Raw genomic sequence first — 24,268 nt, forward strand, 5'->3', positions numbered from 1 at the left:
TCCTATTTCAACGCATTGACAAAACTTGCTTCTGTGCTAGCCTCTACTTGCTGTAATGTAACTTCAGGCATTAATTCAACCAAATGTAACTGTCCATCTACATAGTTAAAAACTGCCAATTCAGTAATAATCGTATCCACGCTACGAGTTGAGGTAATTGGATAAGTGCAATTCTTTAAAATCTTACTTTTCCCATCTTTTGATGTATGCGTCATCGTGACAATGACCTTTTGTGCACCGATTAGTAAATCCATTGCACCACCAACACCAATAATATTTTTCCCTGGTACTGCCCAATTGGCGATACGTGCTTGCTCATCTACTTGTAGTACGCCTAAGATGGCTACATCCACATGACCCCCTCGAATCATGCCAAATGATTCTGCACTATTAAAAAAGGATGATCCAATCGCTTCTCCAACTGGCATTTTTCCAGCATTCACTACATTCGGATCGATATCCTCCTCATCTACACCTACTACGCCGAGCATGCCGTTCTCTGTATGAAAGTGAACATTGTCATTTTCTACATACTTTGCAACAAGTGTAGGGATACCAATACCTAAATTAATAATTTGTCCATTTGCAACTTCTTTTGCAGCTCTTTTTGCTATTAGCTCTTGAATTGGATTAGCCATTCTCCACAACGCCTTCCTTCGTTAAAATCTTCTGTGCTACAATCACTCGATCAATGAATAAATGCGGAGTAATGATATTATCACTGCTTAGTTCGCCTGCTTCTACAATTTCATCTACCTCAACAATGACTGTCTTCGCCGCAGTTGCCATAATCGGATTAAAATTACGCGCAGTTTTGTAATACACTAAATTTCCAAGTCTATCTGCCTTATGTGCACGAATAATTGCGACATCCGCCTTTAACGCTTCCTCAAAAACGTATTCTTCACCATTGATTATTTTTGTTTCTTTACCTTTCGCCAAGTCAGTTCCAAAAGATGTTTTTGTGTAATAGCCACCAATCCCTGCACCACCAGCTCGAATCGATTCAGCTAACGTACCTTGGGGTAATAATTCAATTTCAAGTTCTCCACGTTGAAATGCTTCGCCAACATCTCGATTGCCAGTAAAGTAAGAGCCGATTGCCTTTTTTACTTTCTTTTGCTCTAGCAATTTTCCAAGACCCTTACCTTTTTCCCCTAAGTTATTGCTGATGATTGTTAAATCATTGACCTCTAACTCTACTAGTGCATCTATTAAAGTGAGTGGACCCCCTACTAAACCAAAGCCACCGACCATTATTGTTTGGCCACTTTCAACGCAAGATAAAGCCTGTTCTACAGATTCATAAATTTTCATTGTATTCACTCCATTACTTTTGGATAAGCGCATCACTAATTTCAAACCAAGAAGGAATGCCAGCTGTTAATAGGCAAATATAGCCTAGCTCTGCTAATTCTGCTTCTTCTACACCTATTTCACGTGATTGTTTAGCCCAATAATCTGTTTCCTCATTTTTCAATATCGTTGTGTAAATTCCCGTCATTAAGATATGTTTCATTTGCGTTGATACAACATTGCTATCAAGTAACGCAACTTTTAAAGCGTTTTCATCTTTTGCAACAATAAAACTTAATAATTTCTCAAAATATGCCTTACTTTTATCTGTCGAAGCAAACGTACTGTAATAGCGCACAATATCCATTGCTGAAGCATCATGTGAAATTTTGTCTGCACTAGTATTCGTTAGCTCTAACGCATAGTCAAAAGACTGCAAGCCAATCTGTAATGCTTTTTCCTCTCCATAGTTAAACGCTACGAGTAAGTACTCAATTAATTCTTCGAGAGTAGCACCACCATCAATGGCGCCTTTTGTATGGTACACCATGCTTCGTGCATAATGTCTTGCTGCATTCATGCCAACTAACAAAATGTCCTTGTCCTTTACAGAAAGTACACCTGGTGCCATTGCTGCTCCACGAAGTGCTGTATAGTGGTCTAGCATTGCTGGATTATAATCATGCATTTTTTGCACCCATTCAGGTACCACATCATAAACTTTTTTAAAATACTCTAATCCTGTAGACATCCAACAAATCCCCTTTTTGTTAAATTCGAATAAAAAAAGGCCACACTTCCCCAAAAGACGGCATGTACCGTACGTTTAGAAAAGTGTAGCCAACAGTCAAGCAGGGAAAGTAGAAAAAGGTCGTTTTTCTAAAGCTGCTCGATAGGCATTTAATATTTGTTATTTAATTATTCGCATAAAATTTTAAAAACTGCAACTCTTTTTTTAGAAACTCTCTAAAAACCGCAGTATTACTCGGTTAACATCTTTTCTTTCTTCAAAAACCAAAGTGTAATGATTACTATTTGAAGTGAATTTCCAAATATTTTTGGCATATTTTAGAGTTTCTGTATAAGATTCCGCTAAAAATAATGCGGGCATTGTTCCAATACCACCAGTTGAATGAATTAAAAGTATTGGGCACTCCACTTTTTCAAAAACCTCTGCAGGCTTGTAGTCATAAAAACTTTGGAAATCTAAACGGATTTTTTCTTCGTCAGACTTATTTTCCCAATGCTCATCTTGTATTGCAACCTCATAACGACCTACGCTCGCTAAATGATCTGTCCATTCAACGCCTAGGCGACCATAAATTGCTTTTATTTCCTCGATGTACGCGTCCGCTGAGTCATACGGTTTGCTAATTCGACCTAGTGATGGTTCAACAATTTGGCGTTGATGATCTGTACAAGTTGCTGCTCCATCAAGTAAAATGACCCCTTTTACATCTTTTCGTTTACTCGCAACATTCGCCATGATAAATGCCCCCATTGAGTAACCCATTAATATCGGGCTCTCAATGTTTAACGCATCAAGCAACGCTAATATATCTTGTGTATGTACCTCAATACCTGTATTTGCAGGTGCTGGAGCACTATTACCACGCCCTTTTAAGTCAACCGAAATAAAACGATAGTCGCCTTTCAAAAGCTCAGCATAATAATGCATTTGCATATGGTTGCCGGTTAAACCATGTACGGCAATAATAGTACCTTTCTCACCTGGATAATCTGCAAAATGTAATGCACTACCATTCACTTCAATTGTTTGGTATTCCATTTCCATCATCCTCCTCATATAAATCATGCGGCGTTTTGAAGCCCATTGTGAAGGTGAACTTTCATCCATCTCCTCACCTAAAAATTCGCCGAATAAAGATAAAGTTATTTTTACATTGTTATTTCAAAAAAGTCAAAAAATTTTTTCTTTTACTAACACTTACGTTACTCTTTTTTTATAGCAGCATTTGAAAAATACCTTCGACTTTTCATTCCGATAATATTATTTTGAAATAATTAAAATTTTATTATTTTTTCCATTTCCCATTTCCTAAATCCTCTAAAACAATAGTTATTAATCATATTTCCAATAATAAACATTTATATCCTGTGAGCAATTTACTTATTGATATAAAACTTTATTACTACATAAATTACCAAACCATAAATTTACTTTTAATGGATTAAATGTACGATATAATTACTTTTTGATACACTATTTGAAAAAGCAAAAAAGGAGTCTCAATTGAATAGAAAAAATAGAAAAATATTTATTTTACATGAAATTTATGGAGTAAATGATTTTATTCGAGAACAGGCATGTGCCTTTATGGATAAGCAAACCGAGGTAGAATGTGTGCAACTTTACACAGATGAAAAAAGCTTTACTTATAATCAGGAAAAAGAAGCTTACAAGTATTTCATTAATGAAATTGGCTTCGATGCTCCTTTGGAAATACTTTTCACACAACTAAGTACTGCCATACAACAATATGAAAAAGTTATAGTAATCGGTTATAGTGTAGGCGCAACACTTGCTTGGCGACTTGCTACGCTGCCGTTATATCATGTTGTTTGCGTCTACGGCTCACGCATTCGCCAATATCTTGACTTGCAACCAAATTGCCCGACACTTATTCTTCTACCTAGTCATGAGGTTAGTTTCAATGTCGAAAAATTGAGTCATGCACTAAAGCATCAACACTTTGTACAAACTATTCAATTTCCAGGGAAACATGGATTTATGGATCGTTATAACGCTTCATTTCATCAAGAAAGTGCTATGCTGGCGCAGACGTATATAAAAAAATTTTTATAAATCTTTTATGAGGTGGAGGCTATCACTTTGAATCAACCACAGCTTTTAGAAATCGATCCTTACACGGAATCAGGAAATGTCATTTATCCAAGCTTTCAACTTCCATTGCATATAGGAGCTATTGTAGGCATCTACACAGATGTAACGAAAATCAATACTTTAATGCAATGGTTTACAAAGCAAGAAAAGACATATACGCATATTCGTGAAAGTGCATTATACGAACGATTAACAGTAGGAGAGTATATTCATTTTTCTATGAAACTTTTTACAGCGCCTCTACACAATAAAGAGGAAATTTTAAAGCTGTTTTCTTTGTCTGATCAGAGGAATATTAAAATACTTAAACTTCAACATGGGGAAAAACAACGGTTAAAATTGCTACATACATATCTTAATCTAGCACCTACTCAAATAATCGAAGAACCCCTTCAAAACTTAGATGAATTTTCAAAACAAAATGTTCTCAAGCTTTTGATGGCACTTCAAAACCAAGAAAAATCTGTTGTTTTACTTTCAAACAATTTAGAGGACTTAATTATTTCGTGCGACGAAATATATAGATTAGATGCATTAGGTTTGCATGCACTCGATGTAAAAGAGGATGAAATCGAAACAGTTCCTACACCTAACGAAAATGCACCTATACGACTTGATAAAATCCCAACAAAGAAAAATGACAAAATCATTTTATTTAATCCACCAGAAATAGATTACATTGAAAGTGTCGAAGGTGTTGTGAGCGTCTATGTTGCAAATGAAGCCTATCCATGCACAATGTCCCTTAATGATTTAGAACAAAAATTGACACCATTCGGCTTTTTTAGAAGTCATCGTTCTTATATCGTTAACCTGCAAAAAGTACGTGAGATTATTACTTGGACCCGCAATAGCTACAGTCTTGCTTTAAATAGCAACGAAAAAACAATTGTACCATTGTCGAAAAACAAACTAGCAGATTTAAAAGAAATACTCGGAATATAGTAGATTTCCCAGGAAATAAACGACTCCTGTCAGCTAAATATTACTCCATTGAAGCTCATTTTTCCGCCTTTCACCTGTAATTTAATGTTTACCTCTCCATCGTGCTTTAAAGTTAGGCTATCAACAACCACAGGAGGTTTACACATGGAGACAGTAATTGATGTTCAACATTTAAAAAAGGTCTTTAATAGTGAAGCTGCATTACAGGATGTTTCCTTCACTATTAAAAAAGGAGAAATATTTGGTTTTCTTGGTCCAAGCGGCTCAGGTAAAACAACTACTATTAAAATATTAACTGCGCAAACTGAAAAAACTGCGGGAGATGTATCATTATTTAATCGCCCTGCTAGTGAAATGAAATATAGTCAAAATCGTCAGCGCTTTGGTATCTTGACGGATAATAGCGGGCTGTATACACGGCTTTCAATTGAAGAGAATTTATTACTATATAGTAATTTGTATCAATTACCTCATACAGCAGTAAAAGACGCTTTAGATTTTGTTAATCTTTACCCAGAACGTAAAAAGAAAGTTAGTCAGCTATCTAAAGGCATGATTCAACGTGTCACACTAGCTCGTGCCATTATGCATAAACCTGAATTGTTATTTTTAGATGAGCCAACATCTGCACTTGACCCAGTGAATACGCAGCATATTTATAACGGCTTACGGAAATTAAATGAACTCGGAACAACAATCTTTTTAACAACTCACGATATGAGTGAGGCAGAAATACTTTGTGATCGTGTTGCCTTTTTACATCAAGGAAAAATTCGTGCAATCGGTTCACCGAAGCAATTAAAAAAAGATTTTGGAGATGAAACGATTACTGTTGAATTGAAAAATGGCCAATCTGAAACGATTCAAAATGGCGATCAGGATGCGCAAAAACTATTTCATTGGATGCAAGAAAATGCAGTTGCACGTATATACACAAATGAGCCAACTTTAGGCGATATATTTATGCAAATAACAGGGAGTGATCTAATATGAACATATCAATAACACGTATTCAAGCTATTTTCATGAAGGACTACAAGGAATTTTCAAGAAATTACGCAGTCTCTGTTATGATTTTTTTACCTCTTATTTTAGCTTTTGCTTATAACAAAATCGGAACAAATAGTATCGACGCTTATTTTTTACCAATAAATTTAGTGTTTGCAGTTGTTACTGCCTATGTACAATGTTGTTTAATTGCAGAAGAAAAGGAGAAAAATACACTCCGAAGTTTAATGCTTTCTCCTGCTTCACTTGGAGATATTTTAATAGGTAAAAGCTTGTTCGTCTCTATTGTGACGGTTGTTGTAGTAGGCTTGTCGATTTTCCTTGTTGGTTACGAGCCAGCAAATCTTTTCATATTAGCTATCGCCTTAATACTTTCTATCGTTTTCTACATCGCCTTAGGAACATTATGTGGATTATTTGCAAAAACAATTATGGAAGCATCTATTATCGTGTTGCCTGTTATGTTTATTTTCTCATTTGGACCGTTTGCCTTAACTTTAGCTTCTGTCTATCCAGTGCTAGAAATTGCAAAGTGGCTTCCAAGCGCTCAACTAGTTCTTTTAGCAGAGGCTTTAGAAGGTAACTACTCTTCAATGGATTACATTATTCCTATCGTTACTATTATTGCTTGGTCAATAGTAGCTTGGATTGTTACTGGATTTGTTTATAAAAAAAGAATGGTAGATTAACAGGGACAGGGTGCCAGGCACTCAAACAATTTCCACACAAATCATGTATTTTATAACTTGCCAGGGAAAATCCCCGTAGACTCCTGCTCATTACGCACGCAATGTAAGCCGCAACTTGACCATGCGACAGCAAGAGTTGCGGCTTACAGAGTGCCCGCGGAAAGTGTAGTGGATTTTTTATAAGTGTCAGGCACTCAAACAATTTTACTATTTGATTGCAACGGAGAGTGCCGCCCGTAGCGAAAATCAACGTCAATTAAATGCAACGTAACGACCATTCTTTTCTAACATTAAAGCAATTGCTCTTCAAGTTCTTCGATTTCTTGTAATGCATCCGCATACCAAATACCAACAAATCGCGATGCTACTTTGTTTTCAAAATAATCACCATCATAAAAAGCTAATGGGAATAGAACACCTTGTTTTATTAATTGTTCAATCTTTTGATAAAATGCTTCATTATCCTCAGCACCTTTTGATGCATAGGAAGCAAATTTATTAACAGGTTTACCTAATGCTTCATGAAACATTAACATAGAGGTAGAGCCGTTTTGGCGGAAGTTCAAATCAATCGCCTGCACATCTCCTGCCTCTGTTACGATTAAATCAAACCCCGCTACACCAACAAAACCTTCTGCCACACCACGCTCCATTATATGGCGACCTACTTCAATCACTTTTTCTGGTACTTTTTCTACAATGACATTCCCCTCATAAATTCCATTGTCATCTGTCATTTGTTGAGAAGCACCTAAATACTGTATACCAAGCTCTTCACAATAAACGAACTGACAACTATAATTATCTTTTGCCTGTAACAACTCTTCTATAATAATGCTTTCCGTCCCGTTCATTCGAAATTGACGTAAACCCTCTGTTAACTCATCTTGATTTTGGCATATGATGACGCCGTATCCACCAGAAGTGGGCGAATCATCTCCAGGCTTGAGCACAACAGGTGGCTTCCAATTTTTCATTGCATCCGATAATCTATATAGTTCGATATTTAAACGGCTTGGTACGTATTTACTATCAATTAAATGATCAATATATGCTTTTGTATTTAGCTCATTAAATTTGGCGGCATCCATCCAATAGCAATTACGGTTCATATGCTCTGCGTCATGTAAATACTGACAAACAATCGTCTTTCCTTCTTCACACCATGCATCTAATTGCGCTAAATATTCTTCTTGTGTTTCATACGTATACGGCTGCTCTACCCATGTTAAACCCGCTAATTCATGTATTTTTTTAGCCTTCGCCGTTTGCGTCGCACGGTGCACTAAAACAGGAATATCCGCGATGGCGACTTCCCTTGCTGTTAATGCATCTAGTTTATGGCAATCATCCATCATCCACGGATTATCGCTATATGGTGTACGAGGTGTATACACAGCATTATCACCGTAAATTTGTCGTAATGTTAATTTCGGCTTTAACATACTTTTCCCCCACTTTTCAAAAATAGATTTTAAGTAATCTACCCTTGAATACCATTACTCACACATAATTTGACAAAAACTAGATTATAAGACTAGTAAATATCCATTTTTTTACTTGTTTTTAGTAAGTAAAGCAAGTGGAGAAAGACTTTTAATTAGCCCAAACCCAATAACTGTTCGATTCGAGCTTTTACTTCTGGCCATTCTTCGATCGTAATACTATACATTACCGTATGCCGAGTCGAACCGTCTTTACGTACCATATGATTGCGAAGAACGCCCTCTTTCGTTGCCCCTATACGTTCAATTGCCTTTTGAGAACGTGTATTTTCATGATCTGTTTTAATTTGGACCCGTTGTAGACCGATTACCTCAAAGCAATAGCTTAGTAATAAATATTTACAATTGGTATTCACAGCAGTTCGCCAAAACGCAGGAGTAATCCATGTATTTCCTATTTCTAGACGTTTATGCTTGCTATCAATATCCATATACCTTGTTGAGCCTATAATCCGTCCCGAACGTTTATCCACAATGACAAATGGAAACTCCTCCATTTGCATTTTGCTAGACAATGCCTTTTCCACAAAGTTATGCACACCCGTTTCATCTTCAATCGTTGTGGACAAATACGACCAAATCTCTGGATAACTTCCTGCTGTAAGTAGCCCTTGTACATCCTCTTTTACTAATGGTCTTAATAAGACGACTTCATTTTCTAAAGCGCTGAAATTCATTGACCTTCACTCCTTTTTCATTATTAAACGGTAATTTTGATATGATGAACATAACCAATTTTTAAAATTCAGACCATACCAAGGAGTTGATAGATGATGGAACTTGCAATTTCGTTCACAGGACATATTCCTAAATATGTACAAGTTTATGAAAGCATTAAACAAGCTATTCTTTTGCATAAACTTTTAGCACATGAACAATTACCTTCAAAACGTCTGCTTGCAACAACATTAAATGTCAGTGTTCATACAATTAAAGTAGCCTATGATCAATTGCTTGCAGAAGGTTATATATATAGTAAAGAGCGCTCAGGCTACTATATAGCGCCATTTGAGTTTGAATGGCTACAGCAAGTTCAAACAGAAGATTCAGTTTCCTTGCCAACAAATGACATAGTGAAATTTGATTTTAATAATGGGCATGTGGATAAAGCTGCTTTCCCACTACAAGCCTTTCATAAGCTAATGAAAAAACACTTTACTGTGGATGTTTTATCAACAAGTCCGTGGCAAGGAGAAACTACATTAAGACAAGAGATTGCCCACTATGTTGAACGTTCTAGAGGAGTTACTTGTGATGCATCACAAGTATTTGTCTATAGCGGTACACAAAGCCAACTACAGGCTCTATGCCATTACTTCGGGCCACAAACCCAAGTTGGTTTAGAAGAACCAGGTTTTAAACGAGTAAGGGCCACTTTACAGCAATGTGGTTTATTAACACATCCGATTTCTGTGGATAACTCAGGCATTACTGTACCTAAAAAAGCTATTCACATGTTATACACAACACCAGCACATCAATTTCCACTAGGTATGATTATGTCGATTGAACGCCGTGCTGCACTGTTACAATGGGCAACCTTAAATAATGCATTTATTATAGAGGATGATTACGATTCGGAATTTCGTTATAAGGGCCTTCCAATCCCTTCTCTCGCGAACATGGATCAGCTACAGCGGGTCATTTACTTTGGCACATTTTCAAAAACACTTATTCCTTCTCTACGTATTAGCTATATGATTTTGCCTAAGTCACTAGTAGAGCCATTTACCGGCTTCCATCAAGAACAAAAGTCAGTCGTCTCAAAGGTAGATCAGCTTGTACTAGCAGATTTTCTTGCGCAAGGCTTATTCGATAAACATTTAGCAAAAATGCGTACTATCTATCGAAAAAAACAGCAGACGTTACTTGCTGCTCTTCGTAGTCAATTCTCTGAGGAATTTGAAATTATCGGTGAAAATGCTGGGCTACATATTATTGTAAAATTGCCAAAAAGATTGTCAGAGCATGACGCTATCCAGCTTGCTCATGCGGTAGGAGTCAATGTCTATCCTTGTTCTACTTCATTTCAACACCCTACTGAACACGGCATGATTATTATAGGTTATGGTGGATTGTCAATTGAGCAAATTGATGAGGGTATTACTTTACTTGCTTCTGTATGGCAATAGATATGTATGAACTTGAAACTTTTTAAACTAGTTTACGTATTGTAACTAAATGCACTCACAAGGGGAAAAGATAAATGGAGAATCAGGAGCAACTACAAACTTATTTACAAGAAATTGAAGCGTGGGAAAAAGACCAAAAAGGATTATGGTTTTGGGAAAGATTAGGGCGTATTCCTTTTAAAATTTTGGATAAGATGACCCCTACCTTTATTCAACAAAAACTAGCTTTACTTGTTGATGAGCTTGGGAGCTATGTTCAATCAGGAGGAAAATATTTAATCAATGAGCAAACGATGATTCAAAAAATCCGTAATAATTCTTCGTATCCAAATATTTTTACAATCTCTGATATCGGTAACATTCCTTTAGAGGAAATGATTGCTCTAAGTGATAAGCTGCAAAAAGAACGCGTAAAATTGGCAACAGTTCAAGGAGCTTCTACTGGCTTTGGCGGCATTTTCACATTGGCGATTGATATCCCATTTATATTAGGAATGGCTTTAAAAACGCTGCAAGAAATAGCAATTATTCATGGCTTTGACCCTAATGATAAAATGGAACGTATTTTCATTGTGAAGTGCCTACAATTTACCTCCGCTGATATTGTAGGTAAAGAAGCTATTTTAGAAGAAATTTCATCCATGCACGACAATAATAACGTATCCGAAAAGATGATTTCACAGCTTCAAGGTTGGCAGGAAGTATTCTTCACTTATCGTGATCAAATGGGCTGGAAAAAGCTTTTCCAAATGGTTCCGATAGCAGGTATGATTTTCGGAGCATACGCTAATAAAGGTATGATGCAAGATGTAGCAGAAACAGGAATCATGCTTTACCGAAAAAGAAGAATATACGAAAAACTAAAATAGTGCCAGTCACTCACACAATTCTCAAACAATTTATTTTCCCCTGAGGGAATGCAGCAAAGTAAGACGCAACAAATGGTGCAACAGCGACGGTTGCGGCTTACAATTGCCTGCTGAGCTAAGTGCCAGTCACTCACACAATTTTAATTAATATCTTCCCTTGATGCTGGCGGCTCTCCATCAACTCATGCGCCTTTTCCATGTCCTCTAAGTCAAATACTGCTGCTATCGGTACTTGGAAACTTTCATCCTGCAATAGTGTAAAAATTTCTGGAGCTACTTGTTGTAATAGTTCCGGCTTTAAAGACCGAGTCGTTCCCAAGCTAAAGCCTTTTACATTACGGCAACTACTATGTAAATCAGATGTTTTAATATTGCCCGCTTTACCGCTACTATTACCAAACTGCACAAGAGTACCGTATGGCGCTAAACAATTAAAACTCTCTTCTGTAATCGTTCCGGCAATTGAGTCGAAAACAACATCGACACCAAAACCATCCGTATACTCATTAACTTGGGCACTAAAATTTTCATATGTCACAACATGATGTGCGCCTAGCTCATAAGCAATGGTTGCTTTTTCTACAGAGCTAACAGTACCTATAATTTTCTTTACCCCACGCTTTTTCGCCATTTGAATAAGCATCGTCCCCACTCCACCCGACGCGGCATGAATTAAAACACTATCCTCCGTACCAATTTGCGTGATGCGATGCGTTAAAATGTAGGACAAAAATAAAACAGTCGGTATAGCAGCTACCTTTTCAAGAGGTACACCATTCGGAATGCGAAAGACTACCTGTTCATTTGCTACAACATATTGAGCATATGCACCGTTTTTTGGAAAGGCAATGACGTGGTCCCCTTTTTTAAAATCACTGCGCTCATCAAAAACCTCTTCTATAACACCAGCTACATCTAAACCAAGAATCATAGGAAAATTAGCTTTTGCTTTATTTCCAGTTCGATTTTTAATATCAGCAAAATTTACACTCGTATAGGACGTACGTATTAGCACTTCCCCTTTTGCAATCATCGGTTTTGGACAATCCACCACTGTTAGGACAGACGGCGGTCCAAAAGCATTTATTGTAACAGCCTTCATAATTTACCTCCTTCCTGTTATATTGAAATTATAACTAACTTTATATAAAAAAGTTACATATTTACATTTTACTAATTTAAGGGGGATTATGATGACAATCAAACCTAGTAAAGAAATTTACAACGATATTGCTTACAACTTTTTTGATATGAATAGTAATAAAATTTGCTTTATGTTCTCGGGTACAGGCTATAACTATGATAAACCGCTAATGCATTACGCTACTACACTAATGCTAGACTTAGGCTATGATGTTGTCCAAGTTTGTTATACATTTGAGCAACAGCAGTTCAATCAGCCACCAGAAGCTATTTCAGAAATGGTTTATAATGCCGCCAATTCTATCGTTACATATTATTTACACTCAAATGCTTATAAGGAAGCTGTTTTCGTTGGAAAATCGCTCGGAGCATTTCCAATCGTCGACTATTATATGCAACAGGAGGCCATTATTCCTTCTCGCTATATTCTATTAACACCACCACTATCCTTTGAACACATTATGCAAAACTTAGTAAATCGACATAGCTTCATAGCAATTGGAACAGCTGACCCTCATTTCTCCAATGAAAAGCTGCATCAGCTAAAGTCCCATCATCTTACTATAGCAACAAATGCAGATCATTCACTCGAAATAACGAACAATACACTAGAATCGATTTCTACGTGTCAGACTATATTAACAAAGCTCAAAATTTACCTTCAAAACTAATCTTTCATTTCTCTATTTAAAAAAAGCTATTTTTAAACGAGACATTCGTTTAAAAATAGCTTTATGGGCAAACTTAGCAATAAAACACCCCGTAAAATGTTCATTTTTTCATTAACATCTACGGGGCATTAATTTAGTTATTTATTGAAAATTAATACACTAAGCCGAATAGCGCTTTGATGTGTGTAAGATAGCGAATGTTAGACGCTTCTTTCATAAGTGTTGCAGGAAGACCTTTAAGTTGTGTATTGCTAGCACCGATAGTAGCAACTGCATCTTTACGACCTAAGCTTGCAAGAGTACCAGAGTTAACCGCAGAGAATGTTTTCATCTCTTGGTTTTTGTATTGTGCGAATAAGTTGTAACCAGCGCATTCGCCCATTTGCCAAGCAACTTGTGCAGTTGGAGCGTAAAGTGGACGTCCACCATCGCCTGGTAATGCAACAGAAGCATCCCCGATTACAAATACATCTTCATGTGATGTAGATTGTAGGAATTCATTGATTGTTGCTTTGCCACGATCAGCAGCAAGACCTGATTCAGCTACCATTGGAAGTGCAGCTACACCACCAGTCCAGATAAATGTATTAGCAACGATTGACTCACGGTCTTTAAGTGAAATAACGTTACCTTCAACACCTGTTACTGGAGTACCTGTGATGAATTCAACACCACGTTTTGCTAAACTTTCAGTTGCACGTTCGATAAGTACATCTGGAAGTACTGGCAAAATTTTAGGACCAGCTTCAACTAGTTTAATTTTAAGATCTGCAAAGTTTACGCCGTGTTTTGCTGCGATTTTCGGGAAGTTGTCCACGATTTCACCAACAAGCTCAACACCTGTTAAACCGCCACCGCCGATAACGATTGTTGCATCTGCTTCGTCTTTTGACTGTGAATATGCTTTAATACGATCTTCAATGTGTCGGTTAATTTTGTTTGCATCGTTAACTGATTTAAGTACCATTGAATTTTCTTCTAATCCTGGGATACCGAAGAATCCAGTTTGGCTACCTAAAGAAACAACTAATGTATCATAAGATAAAGTGTAACCATTATCTAGGTCAACCTTTTTAGTATCAACATTGAATTTAGTTACTTTAGCGATTTGTAAATCAATATCTAAACCTTTAAAGATTTTTTTAAGCGGTAAAGCTACTGCACCTTCTGCAATAGTACCACCAGCTAAACGGTGAAGTTCAGTGATGATTTGGTGAGTTGGGAATTGGTTTACTACAGTGATTTTAGCTTCATCAGCTGATAAATACTTACGTGCTGTTAATGCAGTTAATACACCCGCGTAACCAGCACCTAAGATGACGATTTCTTTTGACATGATTAATTAATCCTCCGTCCTTACGAATTGAATATATCTCGGCCTTATTTAGATTTACGTTCAGCGTTTACTTGTAAAAATGCATTTACAAAACGGAAAACATTTTGAACTTGTGGGTCTTTGATCATTTTTACAAGACCAAATAAACCGATTACTTCATTGCTTTCAGAAGCACGATCTTTTGCTTCAATAGCAGTTGCAGCAAGTTGTTTAGCTGATCCTACTACTGGTGCAGCCATTTCTGTTACAGCGCCAACAGTGTCACTTTTTAGTACATCATCAGTTGCAACAGCTTGAGCAAACTCATATGATTTAGTTAATAACGTCATCATTTCAGTTAGCTTTGGTAATTGCTCAACTAAAGTTGTTAGAGATTCTTGCACCTCAGGCTTTAATAGTTGGTCTAGTACATCTAATTGCTCTTGACTCACAGTTAATTGTTCAGACTGTGCTTGGTTATTCGTTTCTGACATTTTGAACTCTCCTTTGCCGTCACTAATACTATTTTTTATATTGCCTCCATGTAAAAAAGACCATTAAGCGATCTTCTTAACAGTCCTTACAGCGGATATCTTACACACCAGTCACAAAGGGCTGGAAAGCGAGTTTCATGATTTATTATTACAATATTTACTGCATTTTGCACAAAGCGCATCACAATTCCATCCTTATCTCTTATCTTGGTGATATTACAACATCCATTATAAGACTGTTTACGCATTATTTCAATCAACTACAGCACAATCTTTTAAAAATAGTTTATTTGTAAACCATTTTTAGTTATCCGCGCTCTTTATTTGTTTGTTTTAGTAAAATAATCCAAAATAGAAATCCCCTTTAAAAACCAATACGCTATAAAAAATGTTATTACCTACAAATATTCTCACTTTTCGACAGATAACCAAAAGAAATCAATTATCTCTTTCGCCGCTAAAGGCACTGTTTGAAATAATCTTTTTCCTTCCCCATCTTTAAAATAGCCCACTGACATCAATGCCATAAATGTATGGGCAAAAAATTCAGCATTCCCATTGCGAATCGTGCCCTTTTCCATTTCATTTTGCATCGAGTGCTCAATCGTTTTATACATTTCATTTTCTGATGTATGGACTTCTTTTAATTGAGTATTTGATAAATTAATTGTAGCTTCACGCATAAAGTTCTTCATATCAATATCAACAGTTGCCGATAAATGTACTTCAACTAGTTGTTCTAATCGCACTTTGAATGGAATTGGCTGTTCTAAAATTCGTTCAATATGCAGCCTAATTCTATGCATCATTTCAACCAAAGCCGATGTATATAAATCCCCTTTAGTTGGGTAATAGTAATAGATCGTAGCTTTCGTAACATTACAGGCTTTCGCAACATCGTCCATGGACACATTTTTGTATCCCTCTTTTATAAATAGCATCGTTGCTGTTTCTAAGACAATATCTTTTGTAGGTTTAGACTTATCATCATGGCGAGGTCTTCCTAGAACACGCGGTGATTGTTTCAACAAGATCGCCTCCTTATAATGTGTTCTTTTAAACATATTATAACATATCAAAACTTCTTTATTGATTAATTAACCTTCTAGTATATATAATTAATAATAATTACACGAAACGGAGGTTTTCTCATGAAAAAACACCCTCTTGAGCAATGGGGCTCAATGGTAGCAAGTAAAAAAGGGCGTTTTTTAGCACTCGGATGCTGGGTTTTACTTGTTGTTGTCCTCTCGTTTGCTTGGCCACAAATTAACAGTATTGAAAGTGAGTCCGGTAAAAATTTACCTGATACTGAGATGTCCGAGCAAGCAGCAGCAATTATTGCTGAAGAATTTCCTAATGATGCAGGGACACCATTATTACTCGTTTGGCATAGAGAAAGCGGCCTAACAAATGATGATTTTGCAGCTATCCAAAAGGTTTACGCAGAGCTTAAAACAAATCCTTTAGAGCATCAAACGCTCATACCACCTTATGATGCAATGCCTCCACAGGCTTTTTCTGCATCTACATCTGACAATGGATCCACTCTTGTCACACCTGTGTTCTTTGAAAAAGGTGTTGCAACAGATATGTTACAAGAGAGCCTAGATTCCTTAACGAAAACAATGGACTCGAATAATGTGCAATTGGATAAAGACTTAACAAGTGACGCTCTTCATGTTCGTTATTCTGGACCAGTTGGTATTGCAACAGATGCTGTTAGCTTATTCTCACAAGCTGATGTGAAATTAATGATAGCGACAGTGCTTCTTGTATTAGTGTTATTAATTTTAATTTATCGTTCTCCATTACTTGCCATTATCCCACTAATTGTTGTAGGGCTTGCTTACGGTGTAATTAGCCCAACACTTGGCTTCATTGCAGAGCAAGGATGGATTGATAAAGATTCACAAGCTGTATCGATTATGACAGTTTTATTATTTGGTGCAGGAACAGATTATTGCTTATTTTTAATTTCAAAATACCGTGAAATTTTATTTGAAGTTGAGGATAAAGCTGCAGCGATGAAGCTCGCTGTTAAAGAATCGGGTGGCGCTATTATGATGAGTGCCCTAACGGTTGTTATTGGTTTAGCTACCCTTAGTCTTGCCCATTATGGCTCATTCCAACGCTTCGCAGTTCCATTTAGCTTTGGCGTGTTAGTAATGGGAATTGCTGCACTTGTTGTATTGCCAGCGATTCTCGTTGTTATAGGGCGAGTAGCCTTTTTCCCATTCACGCCACGTACAGAGGAAATGGCAAAGAGAAAAGGCAAAAAACAACATAAATCTTCACATAAAGTTAGTCATAAAATTGGACGCTTTGTAACACATAAGCCATGGATTGTTATTGTTATCACTCTCCTGCTTCTTGGCGGTTTAGCATCATTTGTACCACGCATTCAATATACATTTGACTTATTGTCTTCATTCCCAGAAGATATGCCGTCACGTGAGGGCTTCACTTTAATAGAAGAAAATTTTTCACCTGGTGAACTAGCACCTGTTCAGCTAGTCATCGACACGCAAGGCAGTGATATCAATTTACAACAACAGCTTGCAAACATTTCATATATTGATAATGTTTCTGATGTACAAATTGGTACGAAAAACAACTCTATTCAATTATATGAATTATCATTGAATGCAAATCCTTATGCAAAAGAGTCTTTAGAACATATTCCAGAGCTGAAGGCTGAAGTAGTTCAGTTACTTGAAGACACGGGTATCAAAGACGCTGATACGCACGTATGGATTGGTGGAGAAACAGCAAGTCAATATGATACAAAACAAGTTACTGAGCGTGATGAATCTGTCATCATGCCGACAATGATTGCTTTAATAGCTTTATTATTATTTGTCTATTTACGTTCAGTAACAGCAACTGTATATCTGCTCGCTACAGTCATTATTTCTTATTTTGGTGCACTTGGCGCAGGTTGGCTTATTTTGCATTATGTCATGGGGGCAGAGGCAATTGCAGGCTCTATTCCGCTATATGCCTTTGTATTTTTAGTTGCACTTGGCGAGGATTATAATATCTTCATGATTTCAGAGATTTGGAAGAAACGAAAAACGAAGGATCATTTAACAGCGGTAGAAGAAGGCGTTGTGCATACAGGTAGTGTTATTACATCTGCAGGGCTTATTTTAGCAGGTACGTTCGCAGTGCTTGCTACACTACCAATTCAAGTACTTGTACAATTCGGGGTTGTGACGGCTATTGGTATATTGCTCGATACGTTTATCGTGCGACCTTTACTTGTCCCAGCTATTACAACAGTGCTTGGCAAATATGCATTTTGGCCAGGATCCCTATTTAAAAGAGGGAATTAACTCTTTAAATGATTTTACAAAAGGCATCAATCTTGATGCCTTTTGCTATTTTTTTAATTAGATAAGAACATTCCCTACTATATTAAATGTGCTTTTCAGGCATTGCCTTTTTCTATTAAGCTACTTGCCATATTCAAATAGTCGTTTTTTTAATTATTTGCAGCAAACTATTAGCGACTTTCACCTACGTCACCTTGAAGGCCAGAGCGACCTCGCGGCTGAATTATCAACGCATCAGCTTCCTGCGGGACACACAGGACGTAAGAGGCAACAAACGGCGCGCTAGTGACTATTGTGGCTTACATCGTGCCCGCTGAAAGCGCAGTGAATTTTCCCGCTTTATGAAGGTCGTCCAGAATGCTACGACGCTGAAAGTAGTTCGCATATACGTATGTAGAAAAAATGAATAGCAACAGTCACCCTTTTTCATAAAAAGACTATAGACATTTGAGTTTAGTCTACAGAAAAAATCCCACCGACAAGCTCTGTAATAGCTTATTGGTGGGATTCTTTTTTATGATATTAGTTTGTTGGTTTTTTTAAATCCATTGTAGCAGCTGCACTTTCAACTTTTACACGTTTTAAGAAGAACGCAAGTATTAATGCGAGAACTGTAACGAATGCCGCGATTAAGAATGAATGTGTAATACCATCTAGTAGAGCTGTTTGCATAATTTGATCTTGCATTTGTTGCATTTGCTCTGCTGTAGGTGCAGCACCTGATTGCGCTGCTTTTGCCTTAGCATCTGCAATTAAGTCTGCAGCTGTTGATTTTGTACGGTTATTCATAAATGTAACTAATACAGCACTACCAATAGCTCCTGCTACTTGTTGTAATGTATTATTGATCGCTGTACCATGTGGATTCATCATTTGTGGTAATTGATTTAAACCATTTGTCATAATAGGCATCATAACCATCGACATACCGAACATACGAATTGTATACATCGATACGATGAATGTATAGCTAGAATCAAGTGCTAATTTTGTTAATCCAAATGTTGCGATTGTTGTAATCGTTAGACCAATGATTGCCAAAATACGTGGTCCGAATTTATCGAAAAGTTTACCAGTAATTGGTGACATAATCCCCATTACAAGTGCCCCAGGAAGCATCATTAAACCAGCTTCAAATGGTTCAATACCGCGAATTGATTGCACATACGCAGGTGTTAAAATCATCCCAGAGAACATCGCCATTGAAACGATTACTGAGATAGCAGAACCTAATGCAAACATCGGATATTTGTAAATACGTAACTCTAGTAAAGGTTGATCCATACGTAATTGTTTAAAGATGAAGATAAGTAAGGAAATAAAACCGATTGAAATCGTACCGTAAACCCAAGGACTAGACCATCCTTTGTCACCTGCAGTACTGAAACCGTATAAAATACCACCAAATGCTACTGTTGATAATAATACAGAAGGAACATCTAAGTGCACTTTACGTGTTTCCATAACGTTATCTAATTTCCAAATACCAAATAGCAGACTAATAATCGCAAATGGTATAATCATTTGGAACAGCATACGCCAGTCATGATGTTCTACGATATAACCCGATAATGTCGGGCCAATCGCTGGTGCAGCAATCATAACTAAACCGAAAATACCCATTGCTGCTCCACGTTTTTCTTTCGGGAAGCTAGTCAGCATTACGTTCATTAATAATGGTGACATACTAGCAGCCCCTGCCGCTTGCACCATACGTCCTGCAAGTAACATACCAAAGCTTGGAGCAAAGCCAGCCATAATTGTACCTATTGTAAAAATAGACATGGCAGTAATAAATAAATGTCTATTTTTAAAGCGTGTCACAAAGAATGCTGAAGCAGGTACTAAAATACCACTTACAAGCATATAACCAGTTGCAAGCCATTGTACCTTTGCATACGTAATATCAAAATCTTTCATGATTGTTGGCAACGCAACATTTAACAATGTATTGTTAAGAAAAGCAACAAAAGCACCCACGAACAAAATAGCAATCATGCCATAAGGGGGCTTTTTCATTGTTAAGTCATTATTCATTTATATCCCTCTATTCTTTCTTGTTGTTTTGCGATAAAACTTATTTTATACTCGCAGTCTACTTTTTTCAAGAATTAAGATTAAAAAATTTTAAAACGTTGATATATAAGCGTTTACATTGTAGAATACGAGTATAATAATTTAAAAAGGTGAGGTCATGAACAAAAAAAAACGACAAATTATCACTTCAGCTCGGGAACTTTTTATAGAAAAAGGATTTTTAGATACATCCATTAACGATATTATTAGTGCAGCCAAAGTTTCAAAGGGGACTTTTTACAATCATTTCGTTTCCAAAAATGACTGCTTAATTGCCATTTTAGATGAGGGACGTGAAGAGGCTAGTAACCGTCGACATGAACTTCTTTATGGAAAAGACCCTACTGATTTAGAAATATTAACACAGCAAGTTGCTGTATTGATGCATGTTAACCGTGAGCATAACCTAGTACAAATTTTTGAATCAATTTTCCATTCACGTGACAGTGAACTTAAGAAAATCCTTTTGAATTATCACCTACAAGAATTGGAATGGCTTGCAAATCGACTTGTACAGGTTTTTGGTGAAGAAATTAGACCGATGAGCTATGAATGTGCTGTACAAACGCTTGGGATGGTTAACCTTTCCTTACGCGCAGTATTAATAGCTGACTATAAATATATAAACCGCGAGGCAATTGTACGGGTAGCATTACGCAATATAAGCCTAATTATACCTGCCATGCTTGAATCGAAAGAAGTCCTTATTACCGCTGAAATGTTTAACGCTATACAAAACGTAATAAATTATCAACAAATAAGTAAAGATGTCGTGATTGAGCAATTGCTAGGCTTTACAAAGGGGCTAACAGAGGAAGAAACGATGGAAGGGTTTGAATTTGCAACATTCCTTCTAGAAGAACTTCAAAAGCAGAAGCCAAAACTCTTTATTATTGAATCTCTTCTTACTCCTTTCAGAAAAGCTTTTGTCGGAACCGAACATGCCGCTGAAGCGCGCGATATTGCCAATAATCTATGGCGCTATGTGAAAATGGGTCAGCCACCAGAGCAATGCAAAAAATAAAATAGCCATATAAAAACCCCGATTAGGATGACTAATCGGGGTTTTACATTGAGCAATTTCAGAGATTTCTGCAAGCCTAGTTCGCTATAAGCGCAACGGTTAAATGCAATAAACATGACCACTTCTACAATACCTTTAATAGAATTGCAAAAACAAAGACGTTGTCATTCACCACCCGAACTGACATTACTGTTCCATTATGCAAATCCTTTTCGCAGATTGTTGTATATGTATCCTGATACCATTCGTAATAATCTATTGCGTTGCATTAGCTCATTCCATTCGTTTTCAGTCATCCCCTGCTGTATACTGTTGATACATAAAAACAGCTTAGGGGGCGTTTTAGTGTTACAGCGAATTATAATTACAGGCTATAAACCACACGAACTTGGTATTTTTAATGACAAGCATCCTGGTATCCCCATTATTAAAAAAGCTTTAGAAAGCCGCTTAAGAGCCTTATTGGATGAAGGTTTGGAATGGGTCATTATTAGTGGTCAACAAGGTGTTGAAACATGGAGTGCAGAGGTTGTCTTAACGTTAAAAGAGGAATTTCCTAATTTAAAATACGCAATCATCACCCCATTTTTAGAACAAGAAAAGAACTGGCAAGAAATAAAACAAGAAAAATATCAGTCACTAGTTGCTCAGGCAGACTTTGTAACAAGTGTGACAAAAAAGCCGTATGAAGCTCCTTGGCAGTTTACTGAAAAAGATAAATTTATTATTCAAAACACAGACGGCTTGCTACTAGTTTATGATGAAGAAAATGAGGGCTCCCCGAAGTATATGAAGCGTTTAGCCGAAAAATATATGGAAAATCATGACTATACTATTCTAACAATCAACTCCTACGATCTTCAGGTAATCGCAGAGGAAATACAACAGCAACAACAGGATTGGTAGATAATCGAATATCTCCCCCTACAGTTAGATAGATAAAAATCTTTAATAAATATAAATATTGATATAATTTTCTGACAATTTTATAATAGAAGGAATAGTACTTGTTATTATTTTGAAAGGAGCTGTTGACATTTGAATAGAAAAATCGAAATGATTCTAGAGCCTTCTCCTGTGAATATTTCACACGATACGTATCGTCGTGAGTGCCAGTATACGCGAGGGATTCATATTGAGGAACAAGAATTCAACGCCATTTTAAATGCAATGTGCCACGATTCACGCTTATATTTTGATTTCCATAATCCACGAAAAGAGATTAAAAAGGGAACTTATTTAAATGGACACTCCGGTTTAGCACGCAATATTTATGACTACTATAAAGCTCATTACGATATTGAATTGACGGACATTATCAATGGTAAAGATTTTTACGTAAAAATCGTTTAAGTGCCTTTTAAGTGCCAGGCACTCAAACAATTTTGAATTCTCCAAATAAAAACCCGCGGAAAGCGCAGTAAATTTTAAAGCGACCTATGAAACAATTTTTCTTAAAAACTAGTCTTTCAAAAGAAAAAACTACACCTCCCCTTGTCCAAAAAGTGAGGTGTAGTTTTAGAAGCATTTATTCATTTAATGATGATATGGCTTATTTCCACAAGCCGGCTTTCACCATTTTTTCTTTATTACCGAAAGCAACTAATACAGCAATAATATTAATAATTATCATAATTACAATGATGTATAACACAGGTGTGTAGCTTCCTGTAAAGTCAAAAATATAGCCATACGCTGGTAGTGCGATAATACCTGCTACTGCCAAGCCGATAGAAACTGTAGAATAGATTTGACTGTAATCTTTATTACCAAATAATGCAGAAGTAATGGCAGGAGCTAATGTTCCGATACAAGCTGATACGAAACCAAATAGGCCAACAGCTGCCACAATTGCAATTGTACTTTTTACAAAGAATATTAATAACAACATAGAAACTAACCCAATTAACATAGCAATAATTGTCGTGCTTTTAGCACCAATTTTATCAATTAAATAACCAAAGAGAATAGAACCTAAAAGTACGCCGACCATTAAAGCAGACATAACATTACCAGCAAATTTCACACTAAATCCTTGATTCACAAGGTATGTTGGAATGTGAATTGAAAAACTCGCAACAGACGTAATAATAAAGAAGAACAATAGTAATAATGCAAATGCTAATGATTTTTTAGCATCTACGAATGAAATACCAGAATTGCTAGTATCTTTTTCTACTTTTTTCTCACTATTGTTATTGTCATCAGCACCATAAGGTAACAAACCTTTTTCTTGAGGTGATTTTCTTAAAAAGAAAATAATTGTCGGAACAATAATTACGATAGCTGCAACACCTACCATAATATAAGCACTTCTCCACCCTTGATTAGCAATTAAGTTACCAATTATCGGAGATGAGAAAGCTCCAATTAAACCACCTGACGCAGTAATAATACCTAAAGCTAATCCACTGCGTTGTTTAAACCATTGATTGATTAATACTGGACCTGCTAAAACTGTGATTAATACACCACCAACAGCTAGAGGAATCGCAAGGATATACCAGCCCCACACAGAGCTCATCATACCGAATAGAGCGAAAGAACCTGCTTGTAAAATAATCGCAACAACAAGTAAAATACGCGTATCATACTTGGCCATTAACTTCCCGCCAATTGGTAAGAAGATCATCGTCACGATTGATGAAATACTTAGATATAACGTTAAATTCCCTAGACCTACACCAATGTCTTCCGATACTGATGGTAAGAATAGTCCTGCTGAACTGTTTAGTCCAGACTTAGCTAAACCAACTGTAATACATAAACCTATTAAAACTAGCCATGCAAAGTGAAACTTTTTTTTATTAGCACTCATTTCCCTATTTCTCCTTTTATTTAAAAGACTTTATTTTACATAAAACTACAAATTTCGCGTTTCAGATGTAATTTGGCGT

23 protein-coding genes are annotated in these 24,268 nt (G+C 36.6%); 11 read left to right on the top strand and 12 right to left on the bottom strand.

The genetic code is table 11. The annotated features are described in order from the left end of the window. Nucleotides 1-2 precede the first annotated feature (2 nt). The 4 genes from ACIQXW_RS14155 to ACIQXW_RS14170 all read right to left on the bottom strand — a co-directional run bounded on the left by ACIQXW_RS14155 (nt 3) and on the right by ACIQXW_RS14170 (nt 3,085). Entirely contained in the window at nt 3-638 is a 636-nt protein-coding gene (locus tag ACIQXW_RS14155; protein ID WP_401019550.1) for a 3-oxoacid CoA-transferase subunit B, read from the bottom strand. Further along, the gene (locus ACIQXW_RS14160; protein WP_402763123.1) at nt 631-1,317 is read right to left on the bottom strand and encodes a CoA transferase subunit A; all 687 of its coding nucleotides are present in this window, start codon (nt 1,315-1,317) and stop codon (nt 631-633) included. The genes ACIQXW_RS14155 and ACIQXW_RS14160 overlap by 8 nt, the downstream gene beginning before the upstream one ends. Before the next feature lie 13 nt (nt 1,318-1,330). Next, nucleotides 1,331-2,047 carry a carboxymuconolactone decarboxylase family protein gene (locus tag ACIQXW_RS14165; protein ID WP_401019553.1) on the bottom strand — a complete coding sequence of 239 codons (717 nt, stop codon included), beginning with the start codon at nt 2,045-2,047 and terminating at the stop codon, nt 1,331-1,333. A gap of 204 nt (nt 2,048-2,251) precedes the next feature. Beyond that, nucleotides 2,252-3,085: an alpha/beta fold hydrolase gene (locus tag ACIQXW_RS14170; RefSeq protein ID WP_402763126.1), complete on the bottom strand. Its 834-nt coding sequence runs from the start codon at nt 3,083-3,085 to the stop codon at nt 2,252-2,254. 465 nt (nt 3,086-3,550) lie between these two features. Between ACIQXW_RS14170 and ACIQXW_RS14175 the strand changes: the two genes are divergently transcribed. The 4 genes from ACIQXW_RS14175 (at nt 3,551) to ACIQXW_RS14190 (ending at nt 6,804) form a co-directional block, all read left to right on the top strand. Next, complete coding sequence (locus tag ACIQXW_RS14175) at nt 3,551-4,123, top strand: dienelactone hydrolase family protein (RefSeq protein WP_402763129.1); 573 nt, start codon at nt 3,551-3,553, stop codon at nt 4,121-4,123. A gap of 27 nt (nt 4,124-4,150) precedes the next feature. Beyond that, nucleotides 4,151-5,107 carry a LytTR family transcriptional regulator DNA-binding domain-containing protein gene (locus tag ACIQXW_RS14180; RefSeq protein ID WP_402763132.1) on the top strand — a complete coding sequence of 319 codons (957 nt, stop codon included), beginning with the start codon at nt 4,151-4,153 and terminating at the stop codon, nt 5,105-5,107. 144 nt (nt 5,108-5,251) lie between these two features. After that, on the top strand, nt 5,252-6,100 hold the full coding sequence (locus ACIQXW_RS14185) for an ABC transporter ATP-binding protein (protein ID WP_340821277.1): 849 nt from the start codon (nt 5,252-5,254) through the stop codon (nt 6,098-6,100). Further along, nucleotides 6,097-6,804 (top strand): ABC transporter permease, encoded by a 708-nt coding sequence (locus ACIQXW_RS14190; protein WP_401019564.1) that lies wholly within the window; start codon nt 6,097-6,099, stop codon nt 6,802-6,804. The genes ACIQXW_RS14185 and ACIQXW_RS14190 overlap by 4 nt, the downstream gene beginning before the upstream one ends. Before the next feature lie 290 nt (nt 6,805-7,094). On the opposite strand, the gene ldmS is transcribed toward ACIQXW_RS14190, so the two are convergent. Both ldmS and ACIQXW_RS14200 read right to left on the bottom strand, forming a co-directional pair. Further along, nucleotides 7,095-8,249, bottom strand: coding sequence for an L-aspartate--L-methionine ligase LdmS (gene ldmS, locus ACIQXW_RS14195; RefSeq protein WP_401019567.1), 1,155 nt, complete (start codon nt 8,247-8,249; stop codon nt 7,095-7,097). A 155-nt stretch (nt 8,250-8,404) separates the two neighbouring features. Beyond that, nucleotides 8,405-8,986 (bottom strand): GNAT family N-acetyltransferase, encoded by a 582-nt coding sequence (locus ACIQXW_RS14200; protein WP_402763137.1) that lies wholly within the window; start codon nt 8,984-8,986, stop codon nt 8,405-8,407. A 93-nt stretch (nt 8,987-9,079) separates the two neighbouring features. On the opposite strand from ACIQXW_RS14200, the gene pdxR reads away from it, so the two are divergent. Beyond that, complete coding sequence (gene pdxR / locus ACIQXW_RS14205) at nt 9,080-10,441, top strand: MocR-like pyridoxine biosynthesis transcription factor PdxR (RefSeq protein WP_402763140.1); 1,362 nt, start codon at nt 9,080-9,082, stop codon at nt 10,439-10,441. Nucleotides 10,442-10,515: 74 nt separating this feature from the next. Then, nucleotides 10,516-11,310: an EcsC family protein gene (locus ACIQXW_RS14210; protein WP_401019573.1), complete on the top strand. Its 795-nt coding sequence runs from the start codon at nt 10,516-10,518 to the stop codon at nt 11,308-11,310. Between the two features lie 130 nt (nt 11,311-11,440). Here ACIQXW_RS14210 and ACIQXW_RS14215 read toward each other — a convergent pair whose 3' ends face one another. Further along, entirely contained in the window at nt 11,441-12,412 is a 972-nt protein-coding gene (locus ACIQXW_RS14215; protein ID WP_402763143.1) for a quinone oxidoreductase family protein, read from the bottom strand. 91 nt (nt 12,413-12,503) lie between these two features. Between ACIQXW_RS14215 and ACIQXW_RS14220 the strand changes: the two genes are divergently transcribed. Beyond that, complete coding sequence (locus ACIQXW_RS14220; protein ID WP_340821283.1) at nt 12,504-13,124, top strand: hypothetical protein; 621 nt, start codon at nt 12,504-12,506, stop codon at nt 13,122-13,124. A gap of 151 nt (nt 13,125-13,275) precedes the next feature. On the opposite strand, the gene ACIQXW_RS14225 is transcribed toward ACIQXW_RS14220, so the two are convergent. The 3 genes from ACIQXW_RS14225 to ACIQXW_RS14235 form a co-directional block, all read right to left on the bottom strand. After that, nucleotides 13,276-14,460 carry an NAD(P)/FAD-dependent oxidoreductase gene (locus tag ACIQXW_RS14225; protein ID WP_340821284.1) on the bottom strand — a complete coding sequence of 395 codons (1,185 nt, stop codon included), beginning with the start codon at nt 14,458-14,460 and terminating at the stop codon, nt 13,276-13,278. A gap of 44 nt (nt 14,461-14,504) precedes the next feature. Then, nucleotides 14,505-14,933 (bottom strand): helical membrane plugin domain-containing protein, encoded by a 429-nt coding sequence (locus ACIQXW_RS14230; protein WP_173478809.1) that lies wholly within the window; start codon nt 14,931-14,933, stop codon nt 14,505-14,507. Nucleotides 14,934-15,343: 410 nt separating this feature from the next. Continuing rightward, nucleotides 15,344-15,961 (bottom strand): TetR/AcrR family transcriptional regulator, encoded by a 618-nt coding sequence (locus tag ACIQXW_RS14235; protein ID WP_340821285.1) that lies wholly within the window; start codon nt 15,959-15,961, stop codon nt 15,344-15,346. A 123-nt stretch (nt 15,962-16,084) separates the two neighbouring features. Here ACIQXW_RS14235 and ACIQXW_RS14240 point away from each other — a divergent pair, with 123 nt between their 5' ends. Next, nucleotides 16,085-18,271: an MMPL family transporter gene (locus tag ACIQXW_RS14240; protein ID WP_340821286.1), complete on the top strand. Its 2,187-nt coding sequence runs from the start codon at nt 16,085-16,087 to the stop codon at nt 18,269-18,271. Between the two features lie 522 nt (nt 18,272-18,793). On the opposite strand, the gene ACIQXW_RS14245 is transcribed toward ACIQXW_RS14240, so the two are convergent. Beyond that, nucleotides 18,794-20,308, bottom strand: coding sequence for an MDR family MFS transporter (locus tag ACIQXW_RS14245; protein ID WP_401019585.1), 1,515 nt, complete (start codon nt 20,306-20,308; stop codon nt 18,794-18,796). Between the two features lie 157 nt (nt 20,309-20,465). Here ACIQXW_RS14245 and ACIQXW_RS14250 point away from each other — a divergent pair, with 157 nt between their 5' ends. The 3 genes from ACIQXW_RS14250 to ACIQXW_RS14260 all read left to right on the top strand — a co-directional run bounded on the left by ACIQXW_RS14250 (nt 20,466) and on the right by ACIQXW_RS14260 (nt 22,724). Next, nucleotides 20,466-21,371, top strand: coding sequence for a TetR/AcrR family transcriptional regulator (locus ACIQXW_RS14250; protein ID WP_340821288.1), 906 nt, complete (start codon nt 20,466-20,468; stop codon nt 21,369-21,371). 345 nt (nt 21,372-21,716) lie between these two features. Next, entirely contained in the window at nt 21,717-22,277 is a 561-nt protein-coding gene (locus ACIQXW_RS14255) for an SLOG family protein (RefSeq protein ID WP_401019586.1), read from the top strand. Nucleotides 22,278-22,409: 132 nt separating this feature from the next. Next, entirely contained in the window at nt 22,410-22,724 is a 315-nt protein-coding gene (locus tag ACIQXW_RS14260; protein ID WP_401019589.1) for a hypothetical protein, read from the top strand. 199 nt (nt 22,725-22,923) lie between these two features. Here the strand turns inward: ACIQXW_RS14260 and ACIQXW_RS14265 are convergent, their stop codons facing one another. Continuing rightward, complete coding sequence (locus ACIQXW_RS14265) at nt 22,924-24,189, bottom strand: MFS transporter (RefSeq protein ID WP_402763151.1); 1,266 nt, start codon at nt 24,187-24,189, stop codon at nt 22,924-22,926. Nucleotides 24,190-24,268: the final 79 nt, after the last annotated feature.

The organism is Lysinibacillus sp. NPDC097162 (assembly GCF_044762185.1).
GTDB lineage: Bacteria > Bacillota > Bacilli > Bacillales_A > Planococcaceae > Lysinibacillus.

Bases quoted from the DNA above. Each gene is read 5' to 3' on its own strand.
- ACIQXW_RS14155 (WP_401019550.1), bottom strand. From the start codon at position 638: ATGGCTAATCCAATTCAAGAGCTAATAGCAAAAAGAGCTGCAAAAGAA.
- ACIQXW_RS14160 (WP_402763123.1), bottom strand. From the start codon at position 1,317: ATGAAAATTTATGAATCTGTAGAACAGGCTTTATCTTGCGTTGAAAGT.
- ACIQXW_RS14165 (WP_401019553.1), bottom strand. From the start codon at position 2,047: ATGTCTACAGGATTAGAGTATTTTAAAAAAGTTTATGATGTGGTACCT.
- ACIQXW_RS14170 (WP_402763126.1), bottom strand. From the start codon at position 3,085: ATGGAATACCAAACAATTGAAGTGAATGGTAGTGCATTACATTTTGCA.
- ACIQXW_RS14185 (WP_340821277.1), top strand. From the start codon at position 5,252: ATGGAGACAGTAATTGATGTTCAACATTTAAAAAAGGTCTTTAATAGT.
- ACIQXW_RS14190 (WP_401019564.1), top strand. From the start codon at position 6,097: ATGAACATATCAATAACACGTATTCAAGCTATTTTCATGAAGGACTAC.
- ldmS (WP_401019567.1), bottom strand. From the start codon at position 8,249: ATGTTAAAGCCGAAATTAACATTACGACAAATTTACGGTGATAATGCT.
- ACIQXW_RS14200 (WP_402763137.1), bottom strand. From the start codon at position 8,986: ATGAATTTCAGCGCTTTAGAAAATGAAGTCGTCTTATTAAGACCATTA.
- pdxR (WP_402763140.1), top strand. From the start codon at position 9,080: ATGATGGAACTTGCAATTTCGTTCACAGGACATATTCCTAAATATGTA.
- ACIQXW_RS14210 (WP_401019573.1), top strand. From the start codon at position 10,516: ATGGAGAATCAGGAGCAACTACAAACTTATTTACAAGAAATTGAAGCG.
- ACIQXW_RS14215 (WP_402763143.1), bottom strand. From the start codon at position 12,412: ATGAAGGCTGTTACAATAAATGCTTTTGGACCGCCGTCTGTCCTAACA.
- ACIQXW_RS14220 (WP_340821283.1), top strand. From the start codon at position 12,504: ATGACAATCAAACCTAGTAAAGAAATTTACAACGATATTGCTTACAAC.
- ACIQXW_RS14225 (WP_340821284.1), bottom strand. From the start codon at position 14,460: ATGTCAAAAGAAATCGTCATCTTAGGTGCTGGTTACGCGGGTGTATTA.
- ACIQXW_RS14230 (WP_173478809.1), bottom strand. From the start codon at position 14,933: ATGTCAGAAACGAATAACCAAGCACAGTCTGAACAATTAACTGTGAGT.
- ACIQXW_RS14240 (WP_340821286.1), top strand. From the start codon at position 16,085: ATGAAAAAACACCCTCTTGAGCAATGGGGCTCAATGGTAGCAAGTAAA.
- ACIQXW_RS14245 (WP_401019585.1), bottom strand. From the start codon at position 20,308: ATGAATAATGACTTAACAATGAAAAAGCCCCCTTATGGCATGATTGCT.
- ACIQXW_RS14250 (WP_340821288.1), top strand. From the start codon at position 20,466: ATGAACAAAAAAAAACGACAAATTATCACTTCAGCTCGGGAACTTTTT.
- ACIQXW_RS14265 (WP_402763151.1), bottom strand. From the start codon at position 24,189: ATGAGTGCTAATAAAAAAAAGTTTCACTTTGCATGGCTAGTTTTAATA.